The sequence below is a fragment of the Sphingomonas sp. genome (genome assembly GCF_965248875.1).
Lineage (GTDB): Bacteria > Pseudomonadota > Alphaproteobacteria > Sphingomonadales > Sphingomonadaceae > Sphingomonas.
In genome coordinates this window covers 82,377-105,023 of sequence record NZ_CBDFKR010000003.1, presented here as the reverse complement: position 1 = coordinate 105,023, position 22,647 = coordinate 82,377, and the positions used below count along the sequence as shown (strand labels likewise).

Below are 22,647 nucleotides of genomic sequence, written 5' to 3'. Positions count from 1 at the left end.
TCGACCACAGCACGGCTGCGGGCGTGCGCGCTACGCGTCAATCGCCTCCTCCTCCAGCCGCCCGGCATTCTCCGTGATGAACGCGAACCGGTGCGCCGGGTTGGTGCCCATCAAGCGGTCGACCAGATCCTTCACCAGCGCGCGATCCTCATATTCCTGCGGCAGGGTGATGCGCAGCATGCCGCGGGTCTTGGGGTCCATCGTCGTTTCGCGCAGCTGCATCGGGTTCATCTCGCCCAGCCCCTTGAAGCGCGCCACCTCCACCTTCTTGCCCTTGAACGACCCGCGCTCGATCTCGGCGCGATGCGCGTCGTCGCGAGCGTAGAGCGAGGTCGCGCCGCTGGTCAGCCGATAGAGCGGCGGCTGCGCAAGATACAGGTGCCCGCGTCGCACCAGGTCGGGCATCTCCTGGAAGAAGAAGGTCATCAGCAGCGTCGCGATGTGCGCACCGTCGACATCGGCGTCGGTCATGATGACGACGCGGTCGTAGCGCAGCGCCTCCTCGACGAAGTCCTTGCGCGTGCCGCAGCCCAGCGCCTGGATCAGGTCGGCGATCTCGCTGTTGGCGCCGATCTTCGCCGCGGTGGCACTGGCGACGTTGAGGATCTTGCCGCGGATCGGCAGGATCGCCTGCGTCTTGCGGTCGCGCGCCTGCTTGGCCGACCCCCCTGCCGAGTCCCCCTCGACGATGAAGATTTCGGTCCCGGCGGGGCTGTCCGACGCGCAGTCGGTCAGCTTGCCGGGCAGCCTGAGCTTGCGTCCCGATGTCGCGGTCTTGCGCTTGACCTCGCGCTCCTGCTTGCGGCGGAGGCGATCCTCCATCCGTTCGACGACATAGCCGAGCAGCGCCTTGCCGCGGTCCATGTGCGCGCTCAGCCAATGATCGAAATGATCGCGCACCGCCTTTTCGACCAGCCCCGCCGCCTCGGGCGAAGTCAGCCGGTCCTTGGTCTGCGACTGGAACTGCGGCTCGCGGACGAAGACCGACAGCATCAGCTCGGCGCCGACCACCACATCGTCAGCGGTCAGCTCCTTGGCGCGCTTGTCCTTGATCAGCTCGCCGAACTGCCGGAGCCCGCGCACCAGCGCCTGGCGCAGCCCCTGTTCGTGGGTGCCCCCGTCGGGGGTCGGGATGGTGTTGCAATACCAGGAAAAGCTGCCGTCGCTCCACAGCGGCCAGGCGACCGCCCATTCGACGCGGCCGTGTTCGTTGGGAAAATCCTGCGACCCGGCGAAGAACTCCGCCGTCGCGCAGTCGCGTCCGGCGATCTGCTCACGTAAATGATCGGCGAGGCCGCCGGGGAACTGGAACACCGCTTCGGCGGGCGTATCGTCGGCGATCAGCTCGGGCGCACACCGCCACCTGATCTCGACGCCTGCGAACAGATACGCCTTCGACCGCGCCAGCCGGTACAGCCGCTGCGGCTTGAAGTGCAGCTCAGGGCCGAAGATGTCGGTGTCGGGCGTGAAGCTGACCGTCGTGCCGCGCCGGTTCGGTGCGCCGCCGACATGCTCCAGCGGGCCGAGCGTCTGGCCCCTGCAGAACCGCTGGCGGTACAGCTGCCGGTCGCGCGCCACCTCCACCACCGTGTCGCTCGACAGCGCGTTGACCACCGACACCCCGACGCCATGCAGCCCGCCCGATGTCGCGTACGCCTTCCCCGCGAACTTCCCGCCCGAGTGCAGCGTCGACAGGATCACCTCCAGCGCGCTCTTGTCGGGGAACTTGGGATGTGGGTCGACCGGGATGCCGCGACCGTTGTCGGTGACGGTCAGGCGCCCCGCATTGCCTTCGGCGTCCGGCTCCAGCACCACCTCGATCCGCGTCGCGTGCCCCGCAACCGCCTCGTCCATCGCGTTGTCGAGTACTTCGGCGGCGAGATGATGGAGCGCACGCTCGTCGGTGCCGCCGACATACATGCCCGGCCGCCGCCGCACCGGCTCCAGCCCCTCCAGCACCTCGATCGATGCGGCATCGTAGCTATCGGCGGCAGCCGAAGAGGAAGCAAACAGGTCATCGGCCATCGCGGAACGTATAGGGGCCGAGGAGTCGGTGGCGCAAGCGGACTGCCAGCAGGCGCGGTGCGGCGTTGAGGTGTTGTTAACGCCCGCACGCTATCGACGATGCAATGAAAGCCGTGATCTTCGCGCTGATCGTGCTGCTGGGAGTGGACATATTCCACTATCACAGCGGCCATCTGCATGCGCTCGGCGACAATCTGGCGGGCATCGGTCACGAGTTCGGCTCCTGGATGTATCAGTAGCCGAACGCCGCCGCCGTTGCCGCCGCGACGGGACGCCACCATTCTAGTCTCGAAAAGCGAGGCTGCCATGAACATCTTACTCACCCGCCGTACCGTAATCGCCGGCGGCGCCGCAGCCTTTGCCGTGCCGCCTTTTCCCGCTTGCGCGGCGACGGTCGCGACGGTTCTTTCGCCGGATGCGATGCGCGCCGACATCGCGCTGCTACGCCGCGCCTATGAAATGCTGCACCCGGGTCTGCTACGATACAATACGCCCGCCCAGAGCGCCGCGCGGTTCGCTACGCTGGCCAACAGCTGCGCCAGGCCCATGACGCTCCCGGCCTTTTACCTGCGGCTGTCCCGCTTCCTCGCGACCGTGCAGTGCGGGCACAGCTACGCCAATTTCTATAATCAGAGCCGCACCGTGCAGGCGGCGCTGTTCGACGCGCCCGACCGGCTGCCGCTGTCGTTCCTGTGGCTCGGGCCGCGGATGATCGTCACCGCCGATCCGTTCGCCACCGGCATTGTGCCCGGCAGCGAGGTGCTTGCAATCGACGGCCGCCCCGCAGGCGAGGTGCTTGCCGCGCTGATGACGATGGCACGCGCCGACGGCGGCAACGACGGCAAGCGCCGGCGATTGATGTCGGTGCAAGGGGAAGACGGGTATGAGAGCTTCGACATCTTCTTCTCGCTGCTGTTCGGCGGCCGCACACGCTATCGGCTGCTCGTCGCCGATCCCGCGGGGCGGCGGCGTACCGCGGTGCTGGAGGCGGTGTCGCTGGCACAGCGCCGCGCGCATCGGCCGCGCGACGTCGACACCAGCGGCGACCGGCCGGTCTGGACGATCGAGCGGCACGGTTCGGCGGCGCTGCTCACCATGCCGACTTGGGCGTTCTACAACACGCACTGGGACTGGGCGGGGTGGTTGAACGAGGAGATCGACCGCCTCTGCGCTGATCGGGTACCCCGCCTCATCGTCGATCTGCGCGGCAACGAGGGCGGCAACGACTGCGGCAACGTGCTCGCCGCCCGGCTGCTCGATCACCCGACCACGCTCGATACCGCCCACCGCCTGGTCCGTTACCGGCGCATCCCGCCCGATCTAAGGCCTGCGCTCGATACCTGGGACCGGCGCTTCGACGATTGGGGCGACGCCGCACAGCCGTTCGACAGCCGCTATCTGGAACTGACCGGCGCGCGCGAACGCTGGGAGACCCTTGCGCCGCGGGGCCCACGCTACACCGGCGCGGTGACCGTGCTGACCGACGCGCAGAACAGCTCCGCCACCTTTGCCTTTGCGCAACTCGCACGCCGCGAACGGCTGGCCACGCTGGTCGGGGAGCCGACTGGGGGCAATCGGCGTGGCATCAACGGCGGCGGGTTCTATTTCTTGCGCCTGCCCGCAACGGGACTGGAAGTCGATTTGCCACTGATCGGCACCTTCCCGCGCGCATCGGAGCCGAACGCCGGGATCGTGCCCGACCGCCGCATCGCGCCGACGATCGCCGACATCACCACCGCGCGCGACCCGGTGATCGCCGCGCTGCTCTGACCGGCTGCGCCGCTCAGCGCACGCGCGGGCCTCCGAACGGCAGCGGCGGCGGCGGCCGCCGGTCGCGCCGCGGCAGCTGCGCCTGATACGCGTGGCCGCAATGCGCGACGCAGTACGGGAAACCCGGGTTCACCTTGTCGCCGCAGAAGTGGAAGTCCGGCTCGCCCGGATGGCCCAGCGGCCATTTGCAGATCCGGTCGTTGAGGTCGAGCAGCGTCGTCTTGCCCGCGATGTCGGGTGAGGGCTTGGCGGGCACCAGCCGCCGCGGCGGCGCCGGCGTGGTCGGCGGATGCTGTTCGCCGGGCGACTGACGCACAAAACCGCCGGGCCCCACCGACCGCATGACCGGCTGCGGATCACTCTCCTCGCGGCGCGGATCGGGCGCGGCGGGTAGTGCCACCGCCGGCCGCGGCGCTGGGGCAGGCGCGGCGGGCTCGTGCCGGACCGGCGCGGGCGGGGCCGCGGCGGGGGGCGGCGGCGCGGGCTCGGGCGCCTTGACCTCGGGCTCGTTGGGCCTGACCGGCGACGGCCGCGCCTGCAGCCCCAGGCGATGCGCCTTGCCGATCACGGCGTTGCGGCTGACCCCGCCGAGCGCCTCGGCAATCTGGCTGGCGGTCTGCCCCGCCTCCCACATCGTCTTCAGCTGGTCGATCCGGTCTTCGGTCCAGGACATAGCATTCCTTACAAGCGTTGCGGCCGGGGGCCACGCCAGCTACCCGCATGGCGATGAGCAGCAGGCCCCCGATCGACGATACAATCGCGCGTCCGACCGCGCCCTTGAACGGTTGGGGCGTGCCGGTGATCCGGAACGTCAACTGGGGCGGCCTGAAGACCCTCTATGTGAAGGAGGTGCGCCGCTTCTTCAAGGTGCAGCTGCAGACGGTATGGGCGCCTGCGATCACGACCTTGCTGTTTCTGGTCGTGTTCACGATCGCGACCGGCGCCCGGCGGCCGGTCCATGTCGGCGGCGTCGACGTGCCGTTCGCCGATTTTATCGCGCCGGGCCTGATCATTTCGCAGGGCATGATGAACCCCGCCTTCGCCAATGCCAGTTTCTCGCTGCTGGTCGGCAAAATCCAGGGCACGATCGTCGACTATCTCCAGCCGCCGCTGTCGAGTGCGGAGCTGCTTGCCGCCCTGGTCGGCGGCGCGATGACGCGGGCGTTTATGGTTGGCTCGATTTGCTGGCTGGCGATGGCCTGCTATCCGGGGCTCCACGTCACGCCCGCACAGCCGCTGGCGGTGTTGTGGTTCGGCTTTCTGGGCGCGATGTTCCTGTCGCTGCTGGGTGTCCTGACCTCGATTTGGGCGGAAAAGTTCGACCATGCCGCCGCGGTCACCAACTTCGTGATCGTGCCGATGGCGCTGCTGTCGGGTACCTTCTATTCGGTCGACCGGCTTGCCCCCGCCTTCCGCGCGTTCAGCCATGCCAATCCCTTCTTCTACATCATCTCGGGGTTTCGTTACGGCTTTCTTGGCGCAAGCGATTCGCCGGTGGCGATCGGCGGCGTCGCGCTGCTGGCGCTCGACGCCGCGCTGGCGGCGCTGTGCTACGGACTGTTGCGGTCGGGCTGGAAGCTCAAGAACTAGCGGTTCGGCTGCTGGACTTCGCCTTATCCGGCGGCCAGGTAATGAAGCGGCAACGGAGGACACGCGTGCCGGGACCCTATGTCTATACGGACGTCGACGACCTGGAAGCAACCGACAAGGTCGGCAGCGGCCAGTGCGTCGTCCTGGTTCAGCATTACGCCGCTGCGCCCGTGACCAGCCAATGGCGCGAGGGCGCGGCGGTGCGCGGGCAGGCCCTGCTCGCCAAGGGCACCGCGATCGCGACCTTTGTCGGCGGCCGGTACGAAAGCCACCGGCACGGCAACCACGCCGCGTTGTATTTGCGTCAGGACGCGACGGGTATCTGGATCATGGACCAGTGGACGAGCGCGAAGACCAAGCCCAGGGTCAGCTCGCGCCACATCGCCTTCAAGGGCAAGGACAAGAACGGCAACTATGTCGATCCGAGCAACAATGCCGACGCGTTCGCCGTCATTAACTGACCGGCTGGCCGCGGCGGCCGCGGTGGCGCTGATCCTGGCGGCAGGCGCTGCCTGGGCCGCCCCGGTCCAGCCGACCGCTCCCGCCGCCACGCTGGCCTGCCCCGTCCGCCTCGACACCAGCCAGTCGGCCGCCGCGGTCGCGGGCTGGGAAAGCGTGCGCTCGCCGCGCGGCGGCCGGCTCGACAGTTTCGGCTTCTACGACGGCCCGGTCGCCGAGGAGGCCGAGCTCGCCCCCACCGGCAGCCGCCGCGCCGGGCGGCTCACCACTGCGAGCTGGACCTTTGCGGGCCATGTCAAGCCGATCTACTTTGCCTGCCGCTATCAGGGCACCGACATCGTGTTGAGCCGCCCGGTCGTGGCCGCAGCGCGCGGTTGCACCGTCACCACGGACACCATGCACCCCGCCGCGAGGGATGCCGCAATCAGTTGCCGCTGAAGCCCCGCCACTCGTCGGCGAGCAGCCCCCAGATGAGCGCGTCGCGCACGCCGAGATGCGTTTCCCACTCCTCGCGTAGGCGGCCCTCCGGCCGGAAGCCGAGCCGCTCCAGCAGCCGGTTGGACGCGACATTATCCGGATCAGTGTCTGCAAAGACGCGGCGGTGGCCTTCGTCGCGGATCAGCCGGTCGATCATCGCCGCCACCGCCTCACGCGCGAGCCCGCCGCCCCAAGAGGTAGGCACGAAGCCATAGCCGATCTCCGCTACTCCCGCACGACGCGCATGCGTGTTGACGGTGCCGATCGCGGTATCGTCGCCGGCCCGCGTCACGACCCACATGCGCCAGCCATCGGCATCAAGGATCGACGCCATCTTGGCCCGGCTCTCTTCGAAAGCGGTGTGCGGCGGATGCGACCAGAAGCGCATCGCCCGCTCGTCGCTCCATAGCGCATGCAGTGCCTCAGCATCACCGGGCCGCCCGCGCCGCAGCACCAGCCGCGCTGTCGTCAGCGTGGGGATCACGCGCCGAGCGCCGCGACCAGCGCCTGCACCTTCTTCTGCCGCCATTGCGGCAGCGGCGCGACCAGCCAATAGCCCGCGGGCGAGGGCACCGCCGCGTCCACCGCGACGACCCGGCCCGCGGCCAGATCGGCGCGCGCGATCAGCTCGGGCACCGTTGCGCGACCGAGCCCCGCCGCCGCCGCATCGACCGCGAGCCCGGCGTCCGCGACGCTGATCGCCGCCGCCGGATCGGCCGCGCCGGGCCAGCCGATCGCCGCCGCCGTCCCGCCGGCCAGCGCGGCACCACCCACCGGGGCCGTAACCGTGACCAGCCCGTCCGCCTCGATCGCTTCCCCCTCCTCCGCACCCGGCCCGGTGCCCCACCGGATCGCGAGGTCCAGATTGGCCTGAGCGAAGTCGAGTTCGGCATCGGCGGAAAGCAGCATGAAGCGCAGGTCGGGGTCCGCCCGGGCGATCGCGGCGAGGCGCGGCATCAGCCACTTCTCGGTCACGTCGCGCGGCGCGGCAATGGTCAGCGACTTGGATGACTGCCCCGCCTGCATCGCGCGCACCGCTTCTTCGAACTGCAAGAATGCATCGCGCAGCGGCGCCAGCCCGGCTTCGGCCTCCGGCGTCAGTTCCAGCCCGCGCGTGGTGCGCCGGAACAGCACCGCGCCAAGTGTGTCCTCCAGCGCCCTGATCTGCTGCCCGACCGCCGCCGGGGTTACCGCCAGCTCGTCGGCCGCGCGCGTGAACGACAAATGCCGCGCCGCGGCGTCGAGCACGCGCAGGCCGTTCAAAGGGAGATGGGTGCGTTTCATCGATCGCTCCTCCCCGGGACGGGGAGGTGGCGCGCGCGCAGCGCGTGACGGCGGGGGCTATCCGGCAGCTGACAGTATGCGGCCCGCCCCCTCCACCACCCGGCTGCGCCGAGCGGTCCCCCTGCCCGTGCCGGGGAGGAGTTCACCCCGCCACCGTCGGCGCGATCAGTGCAAACCGCGGTATCTCCACATCGAAGCTGCGCCCGTCCTCGCCGACCATGCGATACGATCCCTGCATCGCCCCCGTGGGGGTGGCCAGGGGGCACCCCGACACGTAGTCGAACGATCCGCCCGGTTCGATCAGGGGCTGCTCGCCGACCACGCCCTCGCCCTCCACCGTGTGCTTGGCACCGCGGCCGTCGGTGATGACCCAGTGCCGCGTCAGCAGCTGCACCGCGCCGACGCCAATATTCTCAAGCCGGATGTGGTAGGCCCAGAACCAGCGTCCGCGCCGCGGCTCCGACTGTTCGGGCAGGAAGCTGACCGACACCCGTACGTTCACCCCTTCGGTGGTAGCGACATGCGGAAAGAGGAAATTCATCGTCGCCGCCGTGCTCATAGCCCCGCCGCCGTCAACGCACCGTCGAGATCGTCGATCAGATCGAGCGGGTCTTCCAGCCCGACATTCAACCGCAACAGCCCCTCGCCGATCCCCATTTCCGCCCGCGCTTCGGCCGACACGCTGGCATGCGTCGTCGACGCCGGGTGCGTCATCAGCGTGCGTGAGTCGCCGATATTATTGGATATGTCCGCCAGCTCCAGCCCGTTGAGCAGCGCGAACGCCTGCCGCCGGTCGGCCACTTCAAAGGCGAAGATCGCGCCGGCGGCATCCATCTGGCTCATCGCGAGATTGTGCTGCGGATGGCTCGGCAGCCCCGGATGGAGCATCCGCTTGACGCGGTTCTCCAGGAACCGCCCAACGGCCAGCCCATGTTCCGACTGCCGCCGGATGCGCAGGTCCAGCGTCTCCAGCCCCTTCAGCACCACCCAGGCACTGAAAGGCGACAGGTTCGGCCCGGTATGTCGGGTGAAGGCGAGCAGCTGCTTCTCGATCCACTCGGCCGATCCGCACACCGCCCCGGCGAGCACGCGCCCCTGCCCGTCCATCATCTTGGTCGCGGAATAGGCGACGACGTCCGCACCCCATTCCAGCGGCCGCTGCAGCGCTGGCGTCGCAAAGGCGTTGTCGACCACCGTCGTGATCCCGTGCGCCCGCGCGATGCCGCACACGGCCTTCAGGTCGACCACGTCCATCGTCGGGTTAGCGGGGGTCTCGAAGAAGAACGCCTTGGTGTTGGGCCGGACAGCATCCTGCCATTGCTGCGGATCGCGCGCGTCGACGATCGTCGTCTCGATCCCAAAGCGCGGGAGGATGGTGTCGGTCAGCACCCGGCACGAGCCGAAGGCGGCGCGCCCGGCGACCAGATGATCGCCCTGCGACAGCTGGCACATCAGCGCCGCCGTCATCGCCGCCATGCCGCTGGCGGTGACGCGGCAAGCCTCGGCTCCCTCCAGCAACGCGATCCGCTGTTCCAGCATCTCGGTCGAGGGGTTCTGGAGGCGCGAATAGGTCATCCCCGGCGCATCGCCGGCAAAGCGCGCCGCCACCTCCTCGGCGCTGTCATAGCAATAGCCGCTGGTGAGGAAGATCGCCTCGCTGGTTTCCCCCCATTCGGAACGCGCGGTGCCGCCGCGCACGGCGCGGGTGGCGGGGCGCCAGCGGTCGGTGACGGATCGGTCCTGCCCGGTGCGGCGCTTCATGGCGCGCGCCATGCCCGTTGCGCTGCAGCGCCGCAAGGGAGGGGGCCGCGAGGGAGGCGGGCGCCGCGTCCGCCATGCGGCCCCTTGCGCGCGCGCGTCCGCTCGGGAACATCGGCCTGGTGAAACATCTGCAACGTCCTGCCGTCGCGTGCCTGCTCCTCACGCTGGCGACGCAGGCGCTGCTATCGTACCATCTCGCGACGCCGCACAAGCCGATGTTCGACGAGGTTCATTACGTACCCGCCGCGCGGACACTGTGGGCGCTGGCGCGGCCGGTGAACATCGAGCATCCGCTGCTCGGCAAGGCGCTGATCGGACTCGGCATCGCGCTGTTCGGCGACGATCCGTTCGGTTGGCGCATCCTGTCGAGCGTCGCGGGCAGCCTCACCGTCGCGGGGCTGTTCGCGATCGCCTGGCTCACCTTTCGTGACCTCCGGACCGCGGTGCTGACCGCGCTGCTCGCGATCCTCAACTTCACGCTGTTCGTGGAGTCGCGGATCGCGATGCTGGACCCGTTCATGGCGGTTCTGATGGTCGGCGGCGCGGCGGCGATGCTGTGGGCGATGCGTAGCGAGGGTGTGGCGGTCGGACAGCGCTGGCTGCTCGGCGCGGTGCTGCTGGGGCTGGCGGCGGGGTGCAAGTGGCTGGCGGTGCCCTATGGCGTCCTTGCCGCGGCCGGCTTCCTCCTCGCCCGCAACGAACGGCGCTGGCCGAGCATGAGCATCCGGGGGGCGGCGTGGCGGCTCGCGCTGGGCAGCACAGCGGGTTATTTCGTCACTTTCCTTCCCGCCTTCTTCTACGCCGAGCAGCCGCTGACGCTCGCGACTCTGCTGCCGTTCCAGCTCGAGATGCTGCGCGAACAGATGCAGGTGCTGCCGGCCCACACCTATCAGTCCGCCTGGTGGAGCTGGCCGCTGCTGATCCGGCCGATCTGGTATCTGTACGAGCCGGTCGACGGCGCGGTGCGCGGCGTGCTGATGCTCGGCAATCCGGCGGTGATGTGGGGGGGACTGGGGGCGGTGGCGCTGTGCGGCTGGGCGTGGCTGCGCGAGCGGGCAGCGGCCTATGGCGGGGTCGCGGCGCTGTGGTTGGGCGGCTGGGGAATGTGGGCGCTGATCCCGAAGAGCCTGGGCTTCTATTATTATTACTACCTGCCCAGCCTGTGGCTGCCGCTGGCGATCGCGGCTGCCTTTCACCGCTATCGGGGGGTGCGGCGGCAGTGGTGGGACGAGGCGTTCGTGGCGCTGGCGGCGGGGCTGTTCATCCGCTTCTGGCCGATCCTGTCGGCGGCGGCGCTCGACGGGCCGCAGGCCTTTCAGCGCTGGATGTGGTTCAGCACGTGGCCGTAAGCGGTCAGAGCGCCGCCAGCACCGCGTCGCCCATCGCGCTGGTGGACAGTGTGCCGCCCAGGTCCGCCGTGCGCGCGCCGCCCGCAATCGCCGCCGCCACTGCCGCCTCGATCCGGTCGGCCGCCGCGGTCAACCGCAACGAGTGCCGCAGCAGCATCGCCGCGGAAAGGATCGCCGCGCAGGGATTGGCCTTGCCCTGCCCGGCGATATCGGGCGCGGAGCCGTGGATCGGCTCGTACAGCCCCTTGCCGTCCTCATCGAGCGCAGCCGAAGGGAGCATCCCGATCGAGCCGACGCACATGCTCGCCTGATCGGACAGGATGTCGCCGAACAGATTGCCGGTCAGGATGACGTCGAACTGGCCGGGGTCGCGGATCAGCTGCATCGCGGCATTATCGACATACATGTGAGTCAGCGCGACCTCCGGGAAATCGCGCCGTACCTCGTTGACGACCTCGCGCCACACCGCGCTCGTCTCCAGCACATTGGCCTTGTCGACGGAGAGCAGCCGCCCGCGCCGCCCCGCCGCCGCGGTGAAGCCGATATGCGCGATGCGGGCGATCTCCGTCTCGTCATAGCGCATCACATCCTGACCATAGCGCAGCCCGGTATGCGTCCGCCCGCGGCTGTGCTCGCCGAAATAGATGTCGCCGGTCAGCTCGCGCACGATCAGCAGGTCGATCGCGCGTGCGATTTCCGGCTTGAGCGCGGATGCATCCTCCAGCCCCTCGAACAGCCGTACCGGGCGCAGGTTGGCGAACAGGCCGAGCTTCTTGCGCAACCCCAGGATCGCCTGTTCGGGGCGCAGCTCGCGCTCCAGCCCGTCGAACTGCGGGTCGCCGACCGCGCCGAACAGCACCGCGTCAGCACGCTCCGCCAGGTCCAGGCTCTCGGGCGGCAGCGGGTGCGCCGCCGTCAAGTAAGCGGCGCCCCCGACCGCGGCCTCTTCGAACGACAGGTCGAGGCCGAGCGCGTCGAGCACGCGCCGCGCCTCGGCGATGACCTCGGGGCCGATCCCGTCGCCGGGCATGAGTGCGATCAGAGCCATGCGCCACCCTTGCCGGGCGTGATCCGCTCACGCAACCGCGCGGTGCAGCCGCTCGACCAGCCGCTCCCGCGCGGCAAGCGCCGGGGCGCGGCGATCGACCAGGATGTCGCGCGTGAGGAAATGCCCCGTCAGCGCCAGCCCGTCGAAGATCGCCGGCCAATCCGTCGCGCCGCCGGCCCGCAGGAACGGGGGCAGCGCCAGCAGCCGCGCCTCATAGCCTTGCGCCCCCGCCTGGCTGACCGCGCCGCCGCTTTTCGGGCTGACAAAGGCCAGGCCGTCCGCGGCCCCGGTAACGACACAGCGGTCGAGGTCGAGCCCGAATCCCATCTCGGCGAGCAGCAGCAGCTCGTAGCGCACCAGGCTCCCGGCCCAGTCGCGCGCCGCCGTCGCCGCCTCGATCGCGGCGAGCACGCCGGTCAGCCCGTCATGGAGCCGCGGATAGGGCTGCGCCTCGGGCAGCGCCGCCGCGGTCAGCGCGGTCAGCCACTCGAGCGCCCCGGCGGCCAGCGGCTCGGCATGCAATGGCGCGCGGCTCGTCACCAGCTCCACCGTCAGCGCCGCCAGCTGCTCCCCCGTCCGCGCGCGCCAGTCGCCCAGCACGGTATTGGCGGGCTGCAGCACCGGCCGCAGCCGCCGCGACCGGCCGCCGCGGACATAGCCCGGCTGCACCCCGTCGTCGCGGGTGAAGCCGCGCACGACCGCACCATGTTCGCCATGCGCACGAACCGCGAGGACGATGGCTTCGGCGCGCAGGTGCATGAGCCACGCCTAGCACAGCCGCCCCTAGGCCGCGCGTTCCTCCACCCAGTTCGACCAGAGCTGTTCCGCCTGCCGCCAGCCGGTGCGCAGACGATCGGGCGCCAGCGGCCTGTCGGCGCGATCGAGCGGCAGCGCACGGCGATCGCCGAACCACGCCGTCGGCAGCTCCATCCTGCGCGCGTCGAGCAGCCGGCACAGCGCCGCGAAGCGGCGGACATGGACCGCATTGGCGCGCGTCCCCGCCCGGTTCGCGAGTTCGAACGAGTGGCTGACGATCGTCACCGCGGCGTGGTCCGCGCCAACCGCATGGTCGAGCGCCGCCGCCGCTTCGCCGGTCGACAGCGCGCAGGGCTGGAAGATGCGATAATGCCCCGCCCGGTCCTCGATCACCGTCACCGGCACCTCGACGACGGCGCCCCCGCCGGCCAGGGGCACGACCGGCGCGACCTGATCCGGGGGCAGCGCGATACGGCTGATCGCGGGCGCCCCGGCGCCGTTGTGGCTGCTGTCATAAACGAAGCCCAGCGCCGCCAGCGCCGCCAGCGTGGCGTCATCGGCGGCATAGCTGCCCGCGCGGAACGCGATCGGCGGCGGCGCGCCCGCGGCCCCCAGCAGCTGCGCCGCCGCCTCGATCAGCTGCGCCTGTTCGCCGCCGTCATATTCCCATAGCTGAAAGCGGCCATGCGACGCGCCCGCATCGGCGCGCGCGCCCGCCCATTGCGGATGGAGGTGGAGCTGCACCTCCTGCCCGGCAGCGAGGATCGCCTCGACCGCCTGCCGGATCGGCGCGAGGCCGTAGACGAGCGCGGGCAGCGGATCGACGAAGAAGCATGCCTTCAATCCATGCCGCGCGAGCAGATCGAGCTGCCACGCCAGCCCCACCCCGCCCGGCTCGAACGACCGCCCTGCGACCTCCGCCACCGGCAGCCCGGCTGCATGGTGGCGCCAGGCGATCTCGGTATCGATGGTGAGGAACACGGCCGGCACGCGGGCGGGCGTAACGCGCGGGGCGTGAAGATTTTGCGAAGCGGCCGGCCCGGGGCGGTGAGGCGGACATTCGCCATCTTCACGGTCCGGGGTGGAATGCGACGCCGCGCAGGGATCGTAAGCGGGCAAAGCCGGGGCGGCCGTTTGCGATCGTGACGTTCCGGGTCGCGAGCTTGCAGGCCGGCGGGCGGAGGTGACATGTTGTCCATGTTGTCCGCTAAACACGCATCGTCTCCAGCGCGCGCGACACTATCGTCCGCCGTGGCGGGAGCAGGCGCAAAGGAGTGAGTCGTGCCCATGCCACGAACGCTAGGCGCGGGGCGGGTTTGTAGGACAGGCTTATTTCAGCGGCAGCTCAATCGCTGGCGTTACATCTTTGGGCAATCAGGCTTAGGCTTGCGGTCGTCGCGACGCGCGACACGCCGATTGGCCTTCACCCCGCTGGTGGCCAGCGGGTTCACCAGCGCCTCGTAGCGCCCGAACAGATGCTCGACGCGGTCGCGGTCAGAGGCGAAGGGGGCCGGGCGGTAGAGTTTGTCCACGGCCAGATCGAGCGCGTGATGCGCGCGGCGCAGATCGCCGGGCATGGTGTCGGGATCGTAGAGATCGGCGAGACTGGCGGTCGGGTGCGCGGCGCGGGCGTCGAGCACGGCTTGAGCGAGCTGCTCGACCCTCGCGCGCTGCGCGGGGGTGGCGTCGGGCCACGGGAAGGTGTTGTAGTTTAGTCCGATCCCGTATTGAAAATCGCTTTTGAGGCGTCCTCCGATATGGGCCGTCCATGCCACATGAGACCGACTGGTCAGTAGCCCGAAATCCCAAAGAGTGGCGCCGTCGAGCAGTCTTATTTTAGCGCTAGGAATCGTTGGCGGCGCTAGCCAACCGATTGGGACATACTCTCGACGTTCAGAGCTGACTTCGGGAATTGCCAAATAGGGACGCTTTGGAAGGACAGTTACGTGGAAGGCAGTCGGTGTCGATGCAAGCGAGCGCGATGAAGTGCCGGGCTCTTTCATCTTATCTTTTGATTTGCCCTTTGCCGGGATTTCGCCGCTTCTATAGCGGCGTACCCTTGCTATGCGATCCATCAGTTTCGGCATGTTGCGAAGGCGTTCTGGGGAAGCGGATTGCAATGCAGCAATCCATCGCCCACCTCCGTTAATGAAATCTTCGCCGCTCACGTAAGGTCGGATAAACTCGGCGGCATCCGGCTCGCTTTGCAACAAGTCTCTTCGCTCGTTAGCGTCGAAAATGAGGTAGCCACCATCGATTGGCTTCGATCCAATTACGATTCTACCAGCACCGTTGATCGGGCGTGACTCCTCCTTCACTACCAAATGCCGGTTCGTCACCCCACGAGCGTCGAACAGATACGCGGTCAACGCCCCGTGCTGGCTTTCGATCGGCTCGCGGCGGATGTCGGGATAGCTGAACAGCCGCTTCTCGGCGGGTTCGTTGTCGCGGTGCGCCAGCCCGATCACCACGACATGAACGTGCGCTGCGCCGCGCGCCTCGCTGCCCCAAGCGAAGGTGCGGTGCGCGAACGCGATCTCCAGACCGAAGCGGTCAAAAAGAATCGGCCATAACTGCGCCACCTGCTCGCCCTGGCTGACCGAGTTGGTCGACACGAAAGCAATGCGGATACGCGGATTGGCCGAGACCATCTGCCCTGCCTTGATGAACCACGCCGCGACGAAATCGAGCGTGCCGCCGCTGCCGCCCAGCCCGGCGATCGCGCGGACCTCCGCGCGCTGTTCGAGTGTCTGGAACTTGGCGCCCACGAACGGCGGGTTGCCCATTATGTAGCGCAACTGCTCGGGCGCGACGACGCTCGACCAGTCGGTGTCGAGCGCGTCGGCATGGCGGATGTGCGCGGAATGGCGGAGCGGGATGCGTGCCGTGTTTCCCTTGAACGCCTCATTATATTCGTTGTTGGCAAGGTGATCGGTCATCCACATCGCGATCTCGGCAATGCGGGCGGGAAACTCCTCGATCTCGATGCCGTAGAATTGCTCCACGGTGACGCGACTGAGCAGCACCGCGTCAATCGCTTGCGTCGGGTACAGCGCCTTCAGGCAATCGAGTTCGAGCCGCCTGATCTCGCGATAGGCGATGACGAGAAAATTGCCGCAGCCGCACGCCGGGTCGAGGAAGGTCAGACGCGACAGCTTGGCCTGATATTCCAGCAGCGCGCCCTCACGCCCGGTGCGGCGCGCGATCAGCCGGTCCAGCTCGGCGCGCAGATCGTCGAGGAACAGCGGGCCGATCACCTTCATGATGTTGGATTCGGACGTGTAGTGCGCGCCCTTGGCGCGGCGCTCCTTCGCGTCCATCACCGACTGGAAAAGCGAGCCGAAGATCGCGGGGCTGACCCCGGTCCAGTCGTGGCGGCAGGCGTCGATCAGCAGCGTCCGCATCTTCGCGTCGAACACCGGCGTGCGCAGCCGTCCGGCGAACAGCGCGCCGTTGACATAGGGGAAGGCGTTGAGCTCGCCCGACAGGCCGGTCTGGCGATCGCCCTCGGGCGTGTCGAGCACGTCGAACAGCTCCATCAGGATACGGCCGGTGTCGCTGCCGTCCTCGCGCGTGTCGTTCCCGAGCAGTTCGAGGAAGATGTCCTTGGGCTGGAAGATGCCGGTATCGTCGGCGAACATGCAGAACAGCAGGCGGACGAGCAGCTGTTCGAGGTCGTGGCCCTTGTAGTTCGCCGCCTCCAGCGCATCGTGGAGCTTGCCCATCAACTCGGCGGCCTTGATCGTCACTCCGGCCTGGGTCTCGAAGGTGCGATGACGGCCGAGGATGAAGGCGAACGCCTCGACATGCTTGTGCAGATCGGCGAGCCTGAAGGTCAGCGGGTCGCCGGCCTGCTCCAGATCGAGCAGGCACCAGGTCTGGAAATCGCAGGTCAGGACGTAACGCGGCTGCTCGGCCCGGGGGCAGACCGTCGATATAGTCCATCGCCTGCGTGCCGGCGCGGTTCAGGTCGAGCCGGGCACTCTTCTGCTCGACCAGCAGCGTGCGCGGCCAGAACAGGTCCATGAAGCCGGACTTGTTGTTGAGCAGCCTGACGCGCTGTTCATAGGTGGCGACGCGGCGGCGCTTGACGCCGAAGATCTCGAAGAAGTCGTTGTAGAAGGACTGCGTCTCGCCCTTCTCGTAATGAGCGTCCTTCCATTCGTCGCTGAACGTCCGCGCGCGGCGTTTGATCTCGTCCCAGCCCAGCCTCATGCGGCGCGGTTGTGCCGGGGGTGAGAGCGGGGGGCAAGACTTAGGGGCCGTCACGCGCGTAAATCGCGTGACGTCGGACAGGTCGGCTGACGCCGCCTGCCGACCGGCCTTGCGCGTCTCGCTTCCAGCTTGGGCCAGGCGCGTGCGTGCTAGCGGCTGTGATAGAAGTCGTACACCTGCTGCGCCACGGCCGCCGACACGCCGGGCGCCTGTTGCAGGTCTTCCAGGCTGGCGTTGCGCACTGCCCTGCCCGTGCCGAAATGCATCAGCAGCGCCTTCTTGCGCGCGGGACCGATGCCGGGCACCTCGTCCAGCGGCGACGCGCCGATCGCGCGCGCGCGCTTTTCGCGGTGCGCGCCGATCGCGAAGCGGTGGACCTCGTCGCGCAGGCGCTGGAGGTAGAACAGCACGGGCGCGTTGACCGGCAGCATCCGCTCGCGGCCGTCCATCAGGTGGAACACCTCGCGCCCGTCGCGGCCGTGGTCGGGCCCCTTGGCGACGCCGACCATGCAGACGTCCTCGATGCCCAGATCCTCCAGCACCGCCCGCGCCGCGCTCAACTGGCCCTTGCCGCCGTCGAGAAGCACCAGGTCGGGCCAGGTCTGGCCGTCCCGGCCGGTCGCATCGCGATCGGGCGCTTCCTCCAGCTGGCGGGCGAAGCGCCGCGTCAGCACCTCGCGCATCATCGCGAAATCGTCGCCGGGGACGGTGTCCTTGTTGCGGATGTTGAACTTGCGATACTGGCCCTTGCGAAAGCCTTCGGGTCCGGCGACGACCATCGCGCCGACCGCATTGGTCCCCTGGATGTGGCTGTTGTCGTAGATCTCGATGCGATCGGGGGGCTCGGGCAGGTCGAACAGCTCGGCGACCTCGCGCAGCAGCTTCGCCTGCGTCGTGCTCTCCGCCAGCCGCCGGTCGAGCGATTCGGCCGCGTTGCGCTTGGCCTGGTCGAGCAGGCGGCGGCGGGTGCCGCGCTGCGGCGTGCCGAGCGCGACCTTGCGTCCCGCCTGCGCCGCCAGCGCCTCGGCGAGCAGCGCCTGGTCGGGCAGGACGCGATCGATGAAGATCGTGCGCGCGGGCGGCACCTCCTCATAGAACTGGGTCAGGAAGCTCTGCAGCACGTCGGCCTCGGGCACATCGGCGACATGGCCGGGGAAGAAGGAGCGGTGTCCCCAATTCTGCCCGCCGCGGATGAAGAACGCCTCGATCCCGACCACGCCGTCCTTGCTGGCGAGCGCGAAGATGTCCGCGTCGCCGATGCCGTCGGCGTTGATGAACTGGCTGCCCTGGATGAAGGTGAGCGCCTTCAGCCGGTCACGCAGGACGACCGCGCGCTCATAGTCCATCGCCTCGGCGGCTTCGCTCATCTCCGCGCCCAGCTTCGCCTGCACCTGCGTCGCCTTGCCCGCCAGGAACTGCCTGGCCTCGTCGACCAGCCCGGCATAGCCGCCCTGGTCGATCCGACCGACGCACGGCGCCGAACAGCGCTTGATCTGGTACAGCAGGCACGGCCGGTCGCGCGTCTTGAAGAAGCCGTCGGTGCACGACCGCAGCAGGAACAGCTTCTGCAGCGCGTTCAGCGTGTTGTTGACGCTGCCGGCGCTGGCGAAGGGGCCGAAATAGTCGCCCTGATGCCGCCGCGCGCCGCGATGCTTCTGGATGCGCGGAAACGCCTGGTCGCCGCGCAGCAGGATAAAGGGAAAGCTTTTGTCGTCGCGCAGCAGCACGTTGTAGGGCGGGCGATAGCGCTTGATCAGCTGCGCCTCCAGCAGCAGCGCCTCCGCCTCGTTGTTGGTCGTCACCACGGTCATGCCGCGGCACTGCGACACCATCCGCTGCAGCCGCTTGGGCAGGTTCCTGACCTGGGTGTAGTTCGCGACCCGCGCCTTCAGCGCGCGCGCCTTGCCGACGTACAGCACGTCGCCCTTCGCGTCCTGCATCCGGTACACGCCGGGCGCGGGGGGCAGCGTTTTAAGCACGTTGCGGATCGCCGCCACCCCCGCGTCGAGATCGGGCGGATCGGAACCGCGCACCGTGAAGGTCGCCTGCTCTTCGTTGAAGCGGGTGGGCGGGCCGTAGCCGGTCATGCCGGGCGATGTAGGAGTCGGCGCAACCGGGGGCAACGTGCTAGGTGGCGCGCAACAACAGGAGAGAGATCGATGCGATTCGCCACCCCGCTTTTGATCGCCGCCGCGCTGGCGTCGACTGCACTCGCCCGTCCCGTACCGCGCACGGCGCCGCCCGCCGCGTCCATCCGCGCGATCGCGGCTGCGCTGGCCGATCCCGGCCGCCCCGCCGCCGACCGCGAGCGCGACACCTCACGTCACGCCACCGAGCTGCTCGCGTTCATGGGGGTGAAGCCCGGCGACAAGGTGGCGGACTTCATCATGGGCGGCGGCTATTGGACGCGCGTGCTGGCGCCGCTCGTCGGCCCGGCTGGCAAGGTCTACGCCTATCAGCCGGCCGAGTTCATCCAGTACCGCGCCGCCTATGGCACGGAACAGGACGCCGCGGTGGCGGGGCGCGCGAACGTCGTCGCCAATCGCGATTCGCTGGGCGCGATCCACTTCGCCGAGCCGCTCGACGCGATCATCACGGTGCAGAACTGGCACGACCTGCACCTGCACCAGTCGCCGCCGGGCGCGTCGGCGCTGATCGCGCATGAGCTGTTCGCGGCGCTGAAGCCGGGCGGGACGCTGCTGGTGGTCGATCACGTCGGCGCCAACCCGACGCCGTTCGCGGTCGCCGACACGCTGCATCGCGGCGACCCGGCCGCTACGCGCGCGGAGATGGAGGCGGCCGGCTTCCGCTTCGACGGCAGCCTGCCGGTGCTCGCCAACCCGGCCGACCCGCACACCGCACTGGTGTTCGACCCGGCGATCCGGGGGCACACCGATCAGTTCGTCTACCGCTTCCGCAAACCGCGATAGACGAAGATCACCCTCTCCCGCCCGGTGGCGGGAGAGGTGCGGAATCAATGAATGGCGGCGAGGTCCGTCGCCACCCGCGCCAGGTTGGCGTCAGTGAGGCGGTCGGGGGCGTAGCCCTGCAGCTGGTGCAGGCTCATGCCCTTGAAGGTGTCGTACATCTCGTGCGTCGTCAGGCCCGGCAGATCGCGGTCGAGCACCGCCTTGCCGGCCGTGTCGGCGACGATCGTCTCGACCGGCACGTCGAGGTTCAGGCGCGTCGTGGCAGCTGACGCGGTGGGCGCGGGGGTCGGCGTCGGCGCAGCGACGGCGGGAGCAGTCATGGTCTGAGCAGCGGCGAGCATTAGAGCGGCGGCGAGCATGGTGAGCGATCCTCTCGAGGTGGAACGATGACGGCCCAGCGGCTTACACGATCGCGTCGTGCTGAAAAGCCGTTTAGCCAGGCCGACCCAACCCGGCGATCGTGCGGTCAACCAGCGCGCGGTCGGCATCGGCGCCGTGCTTGGCGGCGATCAGCGCGGCTGCGGCCCGTGACGCGGCGTCGGCGGCATGGGCGCGGACCTGCGCCAGTGCGGCGCGCTCGGCGGCGGCGATCTTGTCCTCCGCCATCTTGCCGCGGCGCTCGACCAGTTCGGCCGCGTCGACGTTCGCCTTTGCGATCAGCGCGTCGGCCTCGGCCTGCGCATGGGTCAGCATGCCCGCCGCCGCGTTCTCCGCATCGGCGACGCGCGCCGCATAGCTGTCGCGTAGCGCCTCGGCCTCCGCCCGCAATGTCTTCGCCTCGTCGAGCTGCTGGCGGATCGCGGCGATCTGCCGGTCGAGCGCGCCTGCGATGACCTTGGGCACGCCCTTCCAGAGCAGGATGGCGATGAACACCAGCATCGCCAGCGACACGACGACAGTGGCGTTGACGCCCAACAGTTCGGGCTCGGGACTGTTCTCATGTCCCGTGCCGCCCGCTGCCGCGGTAGTCGCCTGCAGCCCGGTATGCGGAACGCCCTGCGCGTGGTCGGCGCTCGATAGATTAGCCATGAAGCACCTTCTGCACCGCGTCACGCGCTTCGGCGGCGGTAACCTGCGCGCCCGAGACGCGGGTGACGATCGCTTGGGCGGCTTCGGCCGCGACGCCCTCGATCTCGCCGATCGCCTTGGCGGTGGCGGCGCGGATCGACGCCTCACCCGCCGCAAGCCGATCCGCCTGCTGCGCGTTGGCGGCGGCGAGCGTCGCCTCGCTTGCCTTGGTGGCCGTCCCGCGCGCGTCCGCCATCAACGCCTGCGCGCGTTCGCGATTGGCATGATCGCGCGCCTGCCACTCGATTTCGGCCCTGTCGGCGGCATCGCGAGCGGCGGCGGCGGCGGCCAGGTCGCCGCCGATCTTGCCGTCACGGCTGTCGATGGTCGCCTGAACCTTGGGCAGCATGCCGCGGCCGACGACCAGGAAGACCAGGCCGAAGGTGACCACGAGCCAGAAGATCTGCGACATGTACGTCGCGGCGAGCTGGGATATCTGGGGCATCGACTATCCTGAATGGGCCGGGGAACCCCGGCCCCGCGCAGCCTACTTCGCGACGAAGATCAGGATCATCGCCACGACGAACGCGAGCAGGCCGAGGAGCTCGGCGGCCGCGAAGCCGATGAACAGGCGACCCTGCTGCCCGTCCGCGGCGCCCGGATTGCGCAGCGCGCCCTCCAGAAACGAGCCGAAGACATTGCCCACGCCGATCGCGGCCATCCCCGCGCCGATCGCGGCCAGGCCGGCGCCGAGCAGCGCTGCGGTATGTGCGTCCATGATTTCAGTCCCTTGCAGATGTGAGTGAAAAGAAGAGCAGAGCGTCGCGCGCTCAGTGCAGGTTGACCGCGTCGTTGATGTAGAGCGACGTCAGTAGCGCGAACACATAGGCCTGGATCGCCGACACCAGCACCTCCAGCGCGCAGATGCCGATCATCAGCAGGAATGACGGGATGCCGACGCCAAGCCCGATGCCCACGCCCGCATTGCCGCCGTTGATGATGAAGCCCGACAGCACTTCGAGCAGCACGTGCCCGGCCATCATCGCCACGAACAGTCGCAGCGCCAGGCTGAACGGCCGCACCATGAAGCTGATCAGCTCGATGAACGGGATCAGCCAGAGCAGCCATACCGGCGTGCCGTGCGGCACGAACAGGCTGAAGAAATGCAGCCCATGCCGCCAGAAACCGACGATCAGGACGATCGAGAAGGACATGATCGCCAGCACGCCCGTGACGGTGAAATGGCTGGTGAAGGTGAAGGGATGGAGGCCGACGACGCCCAGCGGCAGCAGCCCGAGCATGTTGGCGAACAGGATGAACATAAACAGCGAGAAGACATAGGGGACGTAGCGCTTCCCCTCCGGCCCGACATTCGCCGCCAGCATGTTGTCGATGAACCTGACCGCGCCTTCGGCGGCCATCTGCCAGCGGCCGGGCACCAGGTCGCGCTTCAGCCCGCCGGCCATGAAGACGATCAGCGCCACCACCGTCACGCACATCCACAGCGCGGAGTTGGTGAAGGCGATCTGATGCCCGCCGATGCTGAAGCCATCCCAGATCGTCTGCACCTCGAACTGGTGCATGGGGTCGATCCTGCCGCCGCCGCCTGCCGCCACTGATTCAAAGTCCCTAAACGAAAACGCCCGAAATCAATTCGAGCGTCTGGAAAGCCGAATGATGTTCCTGAACGCAACGCCGATGCCGAGAAACAGCAGCGTCAACAGGAAAGCCGGGGAGGTGTGGAAGACCTTGTCGAGGACAAAGCCGATCGCCGCACCGCCGATCATTCCCCCCAGCAGTTCGGCAAGCACGCGGTTGCCGAGATTGTAACTCTCGTCGGCCTGCCGCTCGCTCGTCCCCGCCCGCTGTTGCTCGGCCGCCTGCGCCTGCCGGAGCCGCTGGTCGAGCGACTGCAGGCGAGGATCGGCGCCGAGGGGGTCTGGTCCGGGTTCGTTCTCGGCCACTCTCGCTCCTC

Annotated in this window: 24 protein-coding genes and 2 pseudogenes; 7 read left to right on the top strand and 19 right to left on the bottom strand. The window is 68.8% G+C overall.

Annotated elements, in window-relative coordinates; all coding sequences use genetic code 11:
• Positions 1-30 precede the first annotated feature (30 nt).
• The gene (gene parE, locus ACP2AD_RS00780; RefSeq protein WP_425228170.1) at positions 31-2,025 is read right to left on the bottom strand and encodes a DNA topoisomerase IV subunit B; all 1,995 of its coding nucleotides are present in this window, start codon (positions 2,023-2,025) and stop codon (positions 31-33) included.
• A 104-nt stretch (positions 2,026-2,129) separates the two neighbouring features.
• Here parE and ACP2AD_RS00775 point away from each other — a divergent pair, with 104 nt between their 5' ends.
• A complete protein-coding gene (locus tag ACP2AD_RS00775) occupies positions 2,130-2,264 on the top strand; it encodes a hypothetical protein (RefSeq protein ID WP_425228169.1) in 135 nt (44 codons plus the stop codon).
• Positions 2,265-2,331: 67 nt separating this feature from the next.
• Positions 2,332-3,795 (top strand): S41 family peptidase, encoded by a 1,464-nt coding sequence (locus ACP2AD_RS00770; protein ID WP_425228168.1) that lies wholly within the window; start codon positions 2,332-2,334, stop codon positions 3,793-3,795.
• A 13-nt stretch (positions 3,796-3,808) separates the two neighbouring features.
• Here the strand turns inward: ACP2AD_RS00770 and ACP2AD_RS00765 are convergent, their stop codons facing one another.
• The gene (locus tag ACP2AD_RS00765) at positions 3,809-4,468 is read right to left on the bottom strand and encodes a GcrA family cell cycle regulator (RefSeq protein ID WP_425228167.1); all 660 of its coding nucleotides are present in this window, start codon (positions 4,466-4,468) and stop codon (positions 3,809-3,811) included.
• Between the two features lie 53 nt (positions 4,469-4,521).
• Here ACP2AD_RS00765 and ACP2AD_RS00760 point away from each other — a divergent pair, with 53 nt between their 5' ends.
• The 3 genes from ACP2AD_RS00760 (at position 4,522) to ACP2AD_RS00750 (ending at position 6,282) form a co-directional block, all read left to right on the top strand.
• Positions 4,522-5,385 (top strand): ABC transporter permease, encoded by an 864-nt coding sequence (locus tag ACP2AD_RS00760; RefSeq protein ID WP_425228166.1) that lies wholly within the window; start codon positions 4,522-4,524, stop codon positions 5,383-5,385.
• A gap of 65 nt (positions 5,386-5,450) precedes the next feature.
• On the top strand, positions 5,451-5,846 hold the full coding sequence (locus ACP2AD_RS00755) for a BPSL0067 family protein (protein WP_425228165.1): 396 nt from the start codon (positions 5,451-5,453) through the stop codon (positions 5,844-5,846).
• Positions 5,818-6,282, top strand: a complete 465-nt coding sequence (locus ACP2AD_RS00750; protein WP_425228164.1) for an STY0301 family protein — start codon at positions 5,818-5,820, stop codon at positions 6,280-6,282. The genes ACP2AD_RS00755 and ACP2AD_RS00750 overlap by 29 nt, the downstream gene beginning before the upstream one ends.
• Here ACP2AD_RS00750 and ACP2AD_RS00745 read toward each other — a convergent pair.
• The 4 genes from ACP2AD_RS00745 to ACP2AD_RS00730 all read right to left on the bottom strand — a co-directional run bounded on the left by ACP2AD_RS00745 (position 6,269) and on the right by ACP2AD_RS00730 (position 9,366).
• A complete protein-coding gene (locus ACP2AD_RS00745; RefSeq protein ID WP_425228163.1) occupies positions 6,269-6,805 on the bottom strand; it encodes a GNAT family N-acetyltransferase in 537 nt (178 codons plus the stop codon). The two genes, ACP2AD_RS00750 and ACP2AD_RS00745, sit on opposite strands and share 14 nt — an antisense overlap.
• Positions 6,802-7,605, bottom strand: coding sequence for a LysR family transcriptional regulator (locus ACP2AD_RS00740; protein ID WP_425228162.1), 804 nt, complete (start codon positions 7,603-7,605; stop codon positions 6,802-6,804). The genes ACP2AD_RS00745 and ACP2AD_RS00740 overlap by 4 nt, the downstream gene beginning before the upstream one ends.
• Positions 7,606-7,747: 142 nt before the next feature.
• Positions 7,748-8,146, bottom strand: a complete 399-nt coding sequence (apaG, locus tag ACP2AD_RS00735; protein ID WP_425228161.1) for a Co2+/Mg2+ efflux protein ApaG — start codon at positions 8,144-8,146, stop codon at positions 7,748-7,750.
• Between the two features lie 14 nt (positions 8,147-8,160).
• Positions 8,161-9,366 carry a trans-sulfuration enzyme family protein gene (locus ACP2AD_RS00730; protein WP_425228160.1) on the bottom strand — a complete coding sequence of 402 codons (1,206 nt, stop codon included), beginning with the start codon at positions 9,364-9,366 and terminating at the stop codon, positions 8,161-8,163.
• Positions 9,367-9,485: 119 nt separating this feature from the next.
• Here ACP2AD_RS00730 and ACP2AD_RS00725 point away from each other — a divergent pair, with 119 nt between their 5' ends.
• A complete protein-coding gene (locus tag ACP2AD_RS00725; RefSeq protein WP_425228159.1) occupies positions 9,486-10,715 on the top strand; it encodes a phospholipid carrier-dependent glycosyltransferase in 1,230 nt (409 codons plus the stop codon).
• Positions 10,716-10,719: 4 nt separating this feature from the next.
• Here ACP2AD_RS00725 and leuB read toward each other — a convergent pair whose 3' ends face one another.
• The 7 genes and pseudogenes from leuB to uvrC all read right to left on the bottom strand — a co-directional run bounded on the left by leuB (position 10,720) and on the right by uvrC (position 18,821).
• Positions 10,720-11,763 (bottom strand): 3-isopropylmalate dehydrogenase, encoded by a 1,044-nt coding sequence (gene leuB / locus ACP2AD_RS00720; protein WP_425228158.1) that lies wholly within the window; start codon positions 11,761-11,763, stop codon positions 10,720-10,722.
• A gap of 27 nt (positions 11,764-11,790) precedes the next feature.
• Positions 11,791-12,522 (bottom strand): DNA repair protein RecO, encoded by a 732-nt coding sequence (recO, locus tag ACP2AD_RS00715; RefSeq protein ID WP_425228157.1) that lies wholly within the window; start codon positions 12,520-12,522, stop codon positions 11,791-11,793.
• A 24-nt stretch (positions 12,523-12,546) separates the two neighbouring features.
• Complete coding sequence (locus ACP2AD_RS00710; RefSeq protein WP_425228156.1) at positions 12,547-13,500, bottom strand: polysaccharide deacetylase; 954 nt, start codon at positions 13,498-13,500, stop codon at positions 12,547-12,549.
• A 377-nt stretch (positions 13,501-13,877) separates the two neighbouring features.
• The gene (locus ACP2AD_RS00705) at positions 13,878-16,160 is read right to left on the bottom strand and encodes a class I SAM-dependent DNA methyltransferase (protein ID WP_425228155.1); all 2,283 of its coding nucleotides are present in this window, start codon (positions 16,158-16,160) and stop codon (positions 13,878-13,880) included.
• Positions 16,161-16,274: 114 nt separating this feature from the next.
• Positions 16,275-16,388 (bottom strand): annotated as a pseudogene (locus ACP2AD_RS00700) (hypothetical protein); the annotation flags it as partial.
• 115 nt (positions 16,389-16,503) lie between these two features.
• Positions 16,504-16,734: pseudogene (locus ACP2AD_RS00695) on the bottom strand (type IIL restriction-modification enzyme MmeI); the annotation flags it as partial.
• Positions 16,735-16,883: 149 nt separating this feature from the next.
• Positions 16,884-18,821 (bottom strand): excinuclease ABC subunit UvrC, encoded by a 1,938-nt coding sequence (gene uvrC, locus ACP2AD_RS00690; RefSeq protein ID WP_425228154.1) that lies wholly within the window; start codon positions 18,819-18,821, stop codon positions 16,884-16,886.
• Positions 18,822-18,893: 72 nt separating this feature from the next.
• On the opposite strand from uvrC, the gene ACP2AD_RS00685 reads away from it, so the two are divergent.
• Positions 18,894-19,664 carry a class I SAM-dependent methyltransferase gene (locus ACP2AD_RS00685; RefSeq protein ID WP_425228153.1) on the top strand — a complete coding sequence of 257 codons (771 nt, stop codon included), beginning with the start codon at positions 18,894-18,896 and terminating at the stop codon, positions 19,662-19,664.
• A 44-nt stretch (positions 19,665-19,708) separates the two neighbouring features.
• Here ACP2AD_RS00685 and ACP2AD_RS00680 read toward each other — a convergent pair whose 3' ends face one another.
• From ACP2AD_RS00680 to ACP2AD_RS00655, 6 genes are all read right to left on the bottom strand, one after another.
• Positions 19,709-19,984: a hypothetical protein gene (locus ACP2AD_RS00680; protein ID WP_425228152.1), complete on the bottom strand. Its 276-nt coding sequence runs from the start codon at positions 19,982-19,984 to the stop codon at positions 19,709-19,711.
• A 112-nt stretch (positions 19,985-20,096) separates the two neighbouring features.
• The gene (locus ACP2AD_RS00675) at positions 20,097-20,693 is read right to left on the bottom strand and encodes a hypothetical protein (protein WP_425228151.1); all 597 of its coding nucleotides are present in this window, start codon (positions 20,691-20,693) and stop codon (positions 20,097-20,099) included.
• The gene (locus tag ACP2AD_RS00670) at positions 20,686-21,177 is read right to left on the bottom strand and encodes an ATPase (protein WP_425228150.1); all 492 of its coding nucleotides are present in this window, start codon (positions 21,175-21,177) and stop codon (positions 20,686-20,688) included. Before ACP2AD_RS00670 ends, ACP2AD_RS00675 begins: the two co-directional genes overlap by 8 nt.
• A 42-nt stretch (positions 21,178-21,219) precedes the next feature.
• A complete protein-coding gene (locus ACP2AD_RS00665; protein WP_425228149.1) occupies positions 21,220-21,450 on the bottom strand; it encodes a F0F1 ATP synthase subunit C in 231 nt (76 codons plus the stop codon).
• A gap of 52 nt (positions 21,451-21,502) precedes the next feature.
• Positions 21,503-22,255 (bottom strand): F0F1 ATP synthase subunit A, encoded by a 753-nt coding sequence (locus ACP2AD_RS00660; RefSeq protein WP_425228509.1) that lies wholly within the window; start codon positions 22,253-22,255, stop codon positions 21,503-21,505.
• 66 nt (positions 22,256-22,321) lie between these two features.
• Positions 22,322-22,636, bottom strand: a complete 315-nt coding sequence (locus ACP2AD_RS00655) for an AtpZ/AtpI family protein (RefSeq protein ID WP_425228148.1) — start codon at positions 22,634-22,636, stop codon at positions 22,322-22,324.
• Positions 22,637-22,647: the final 11 nt, after the last annotated feature.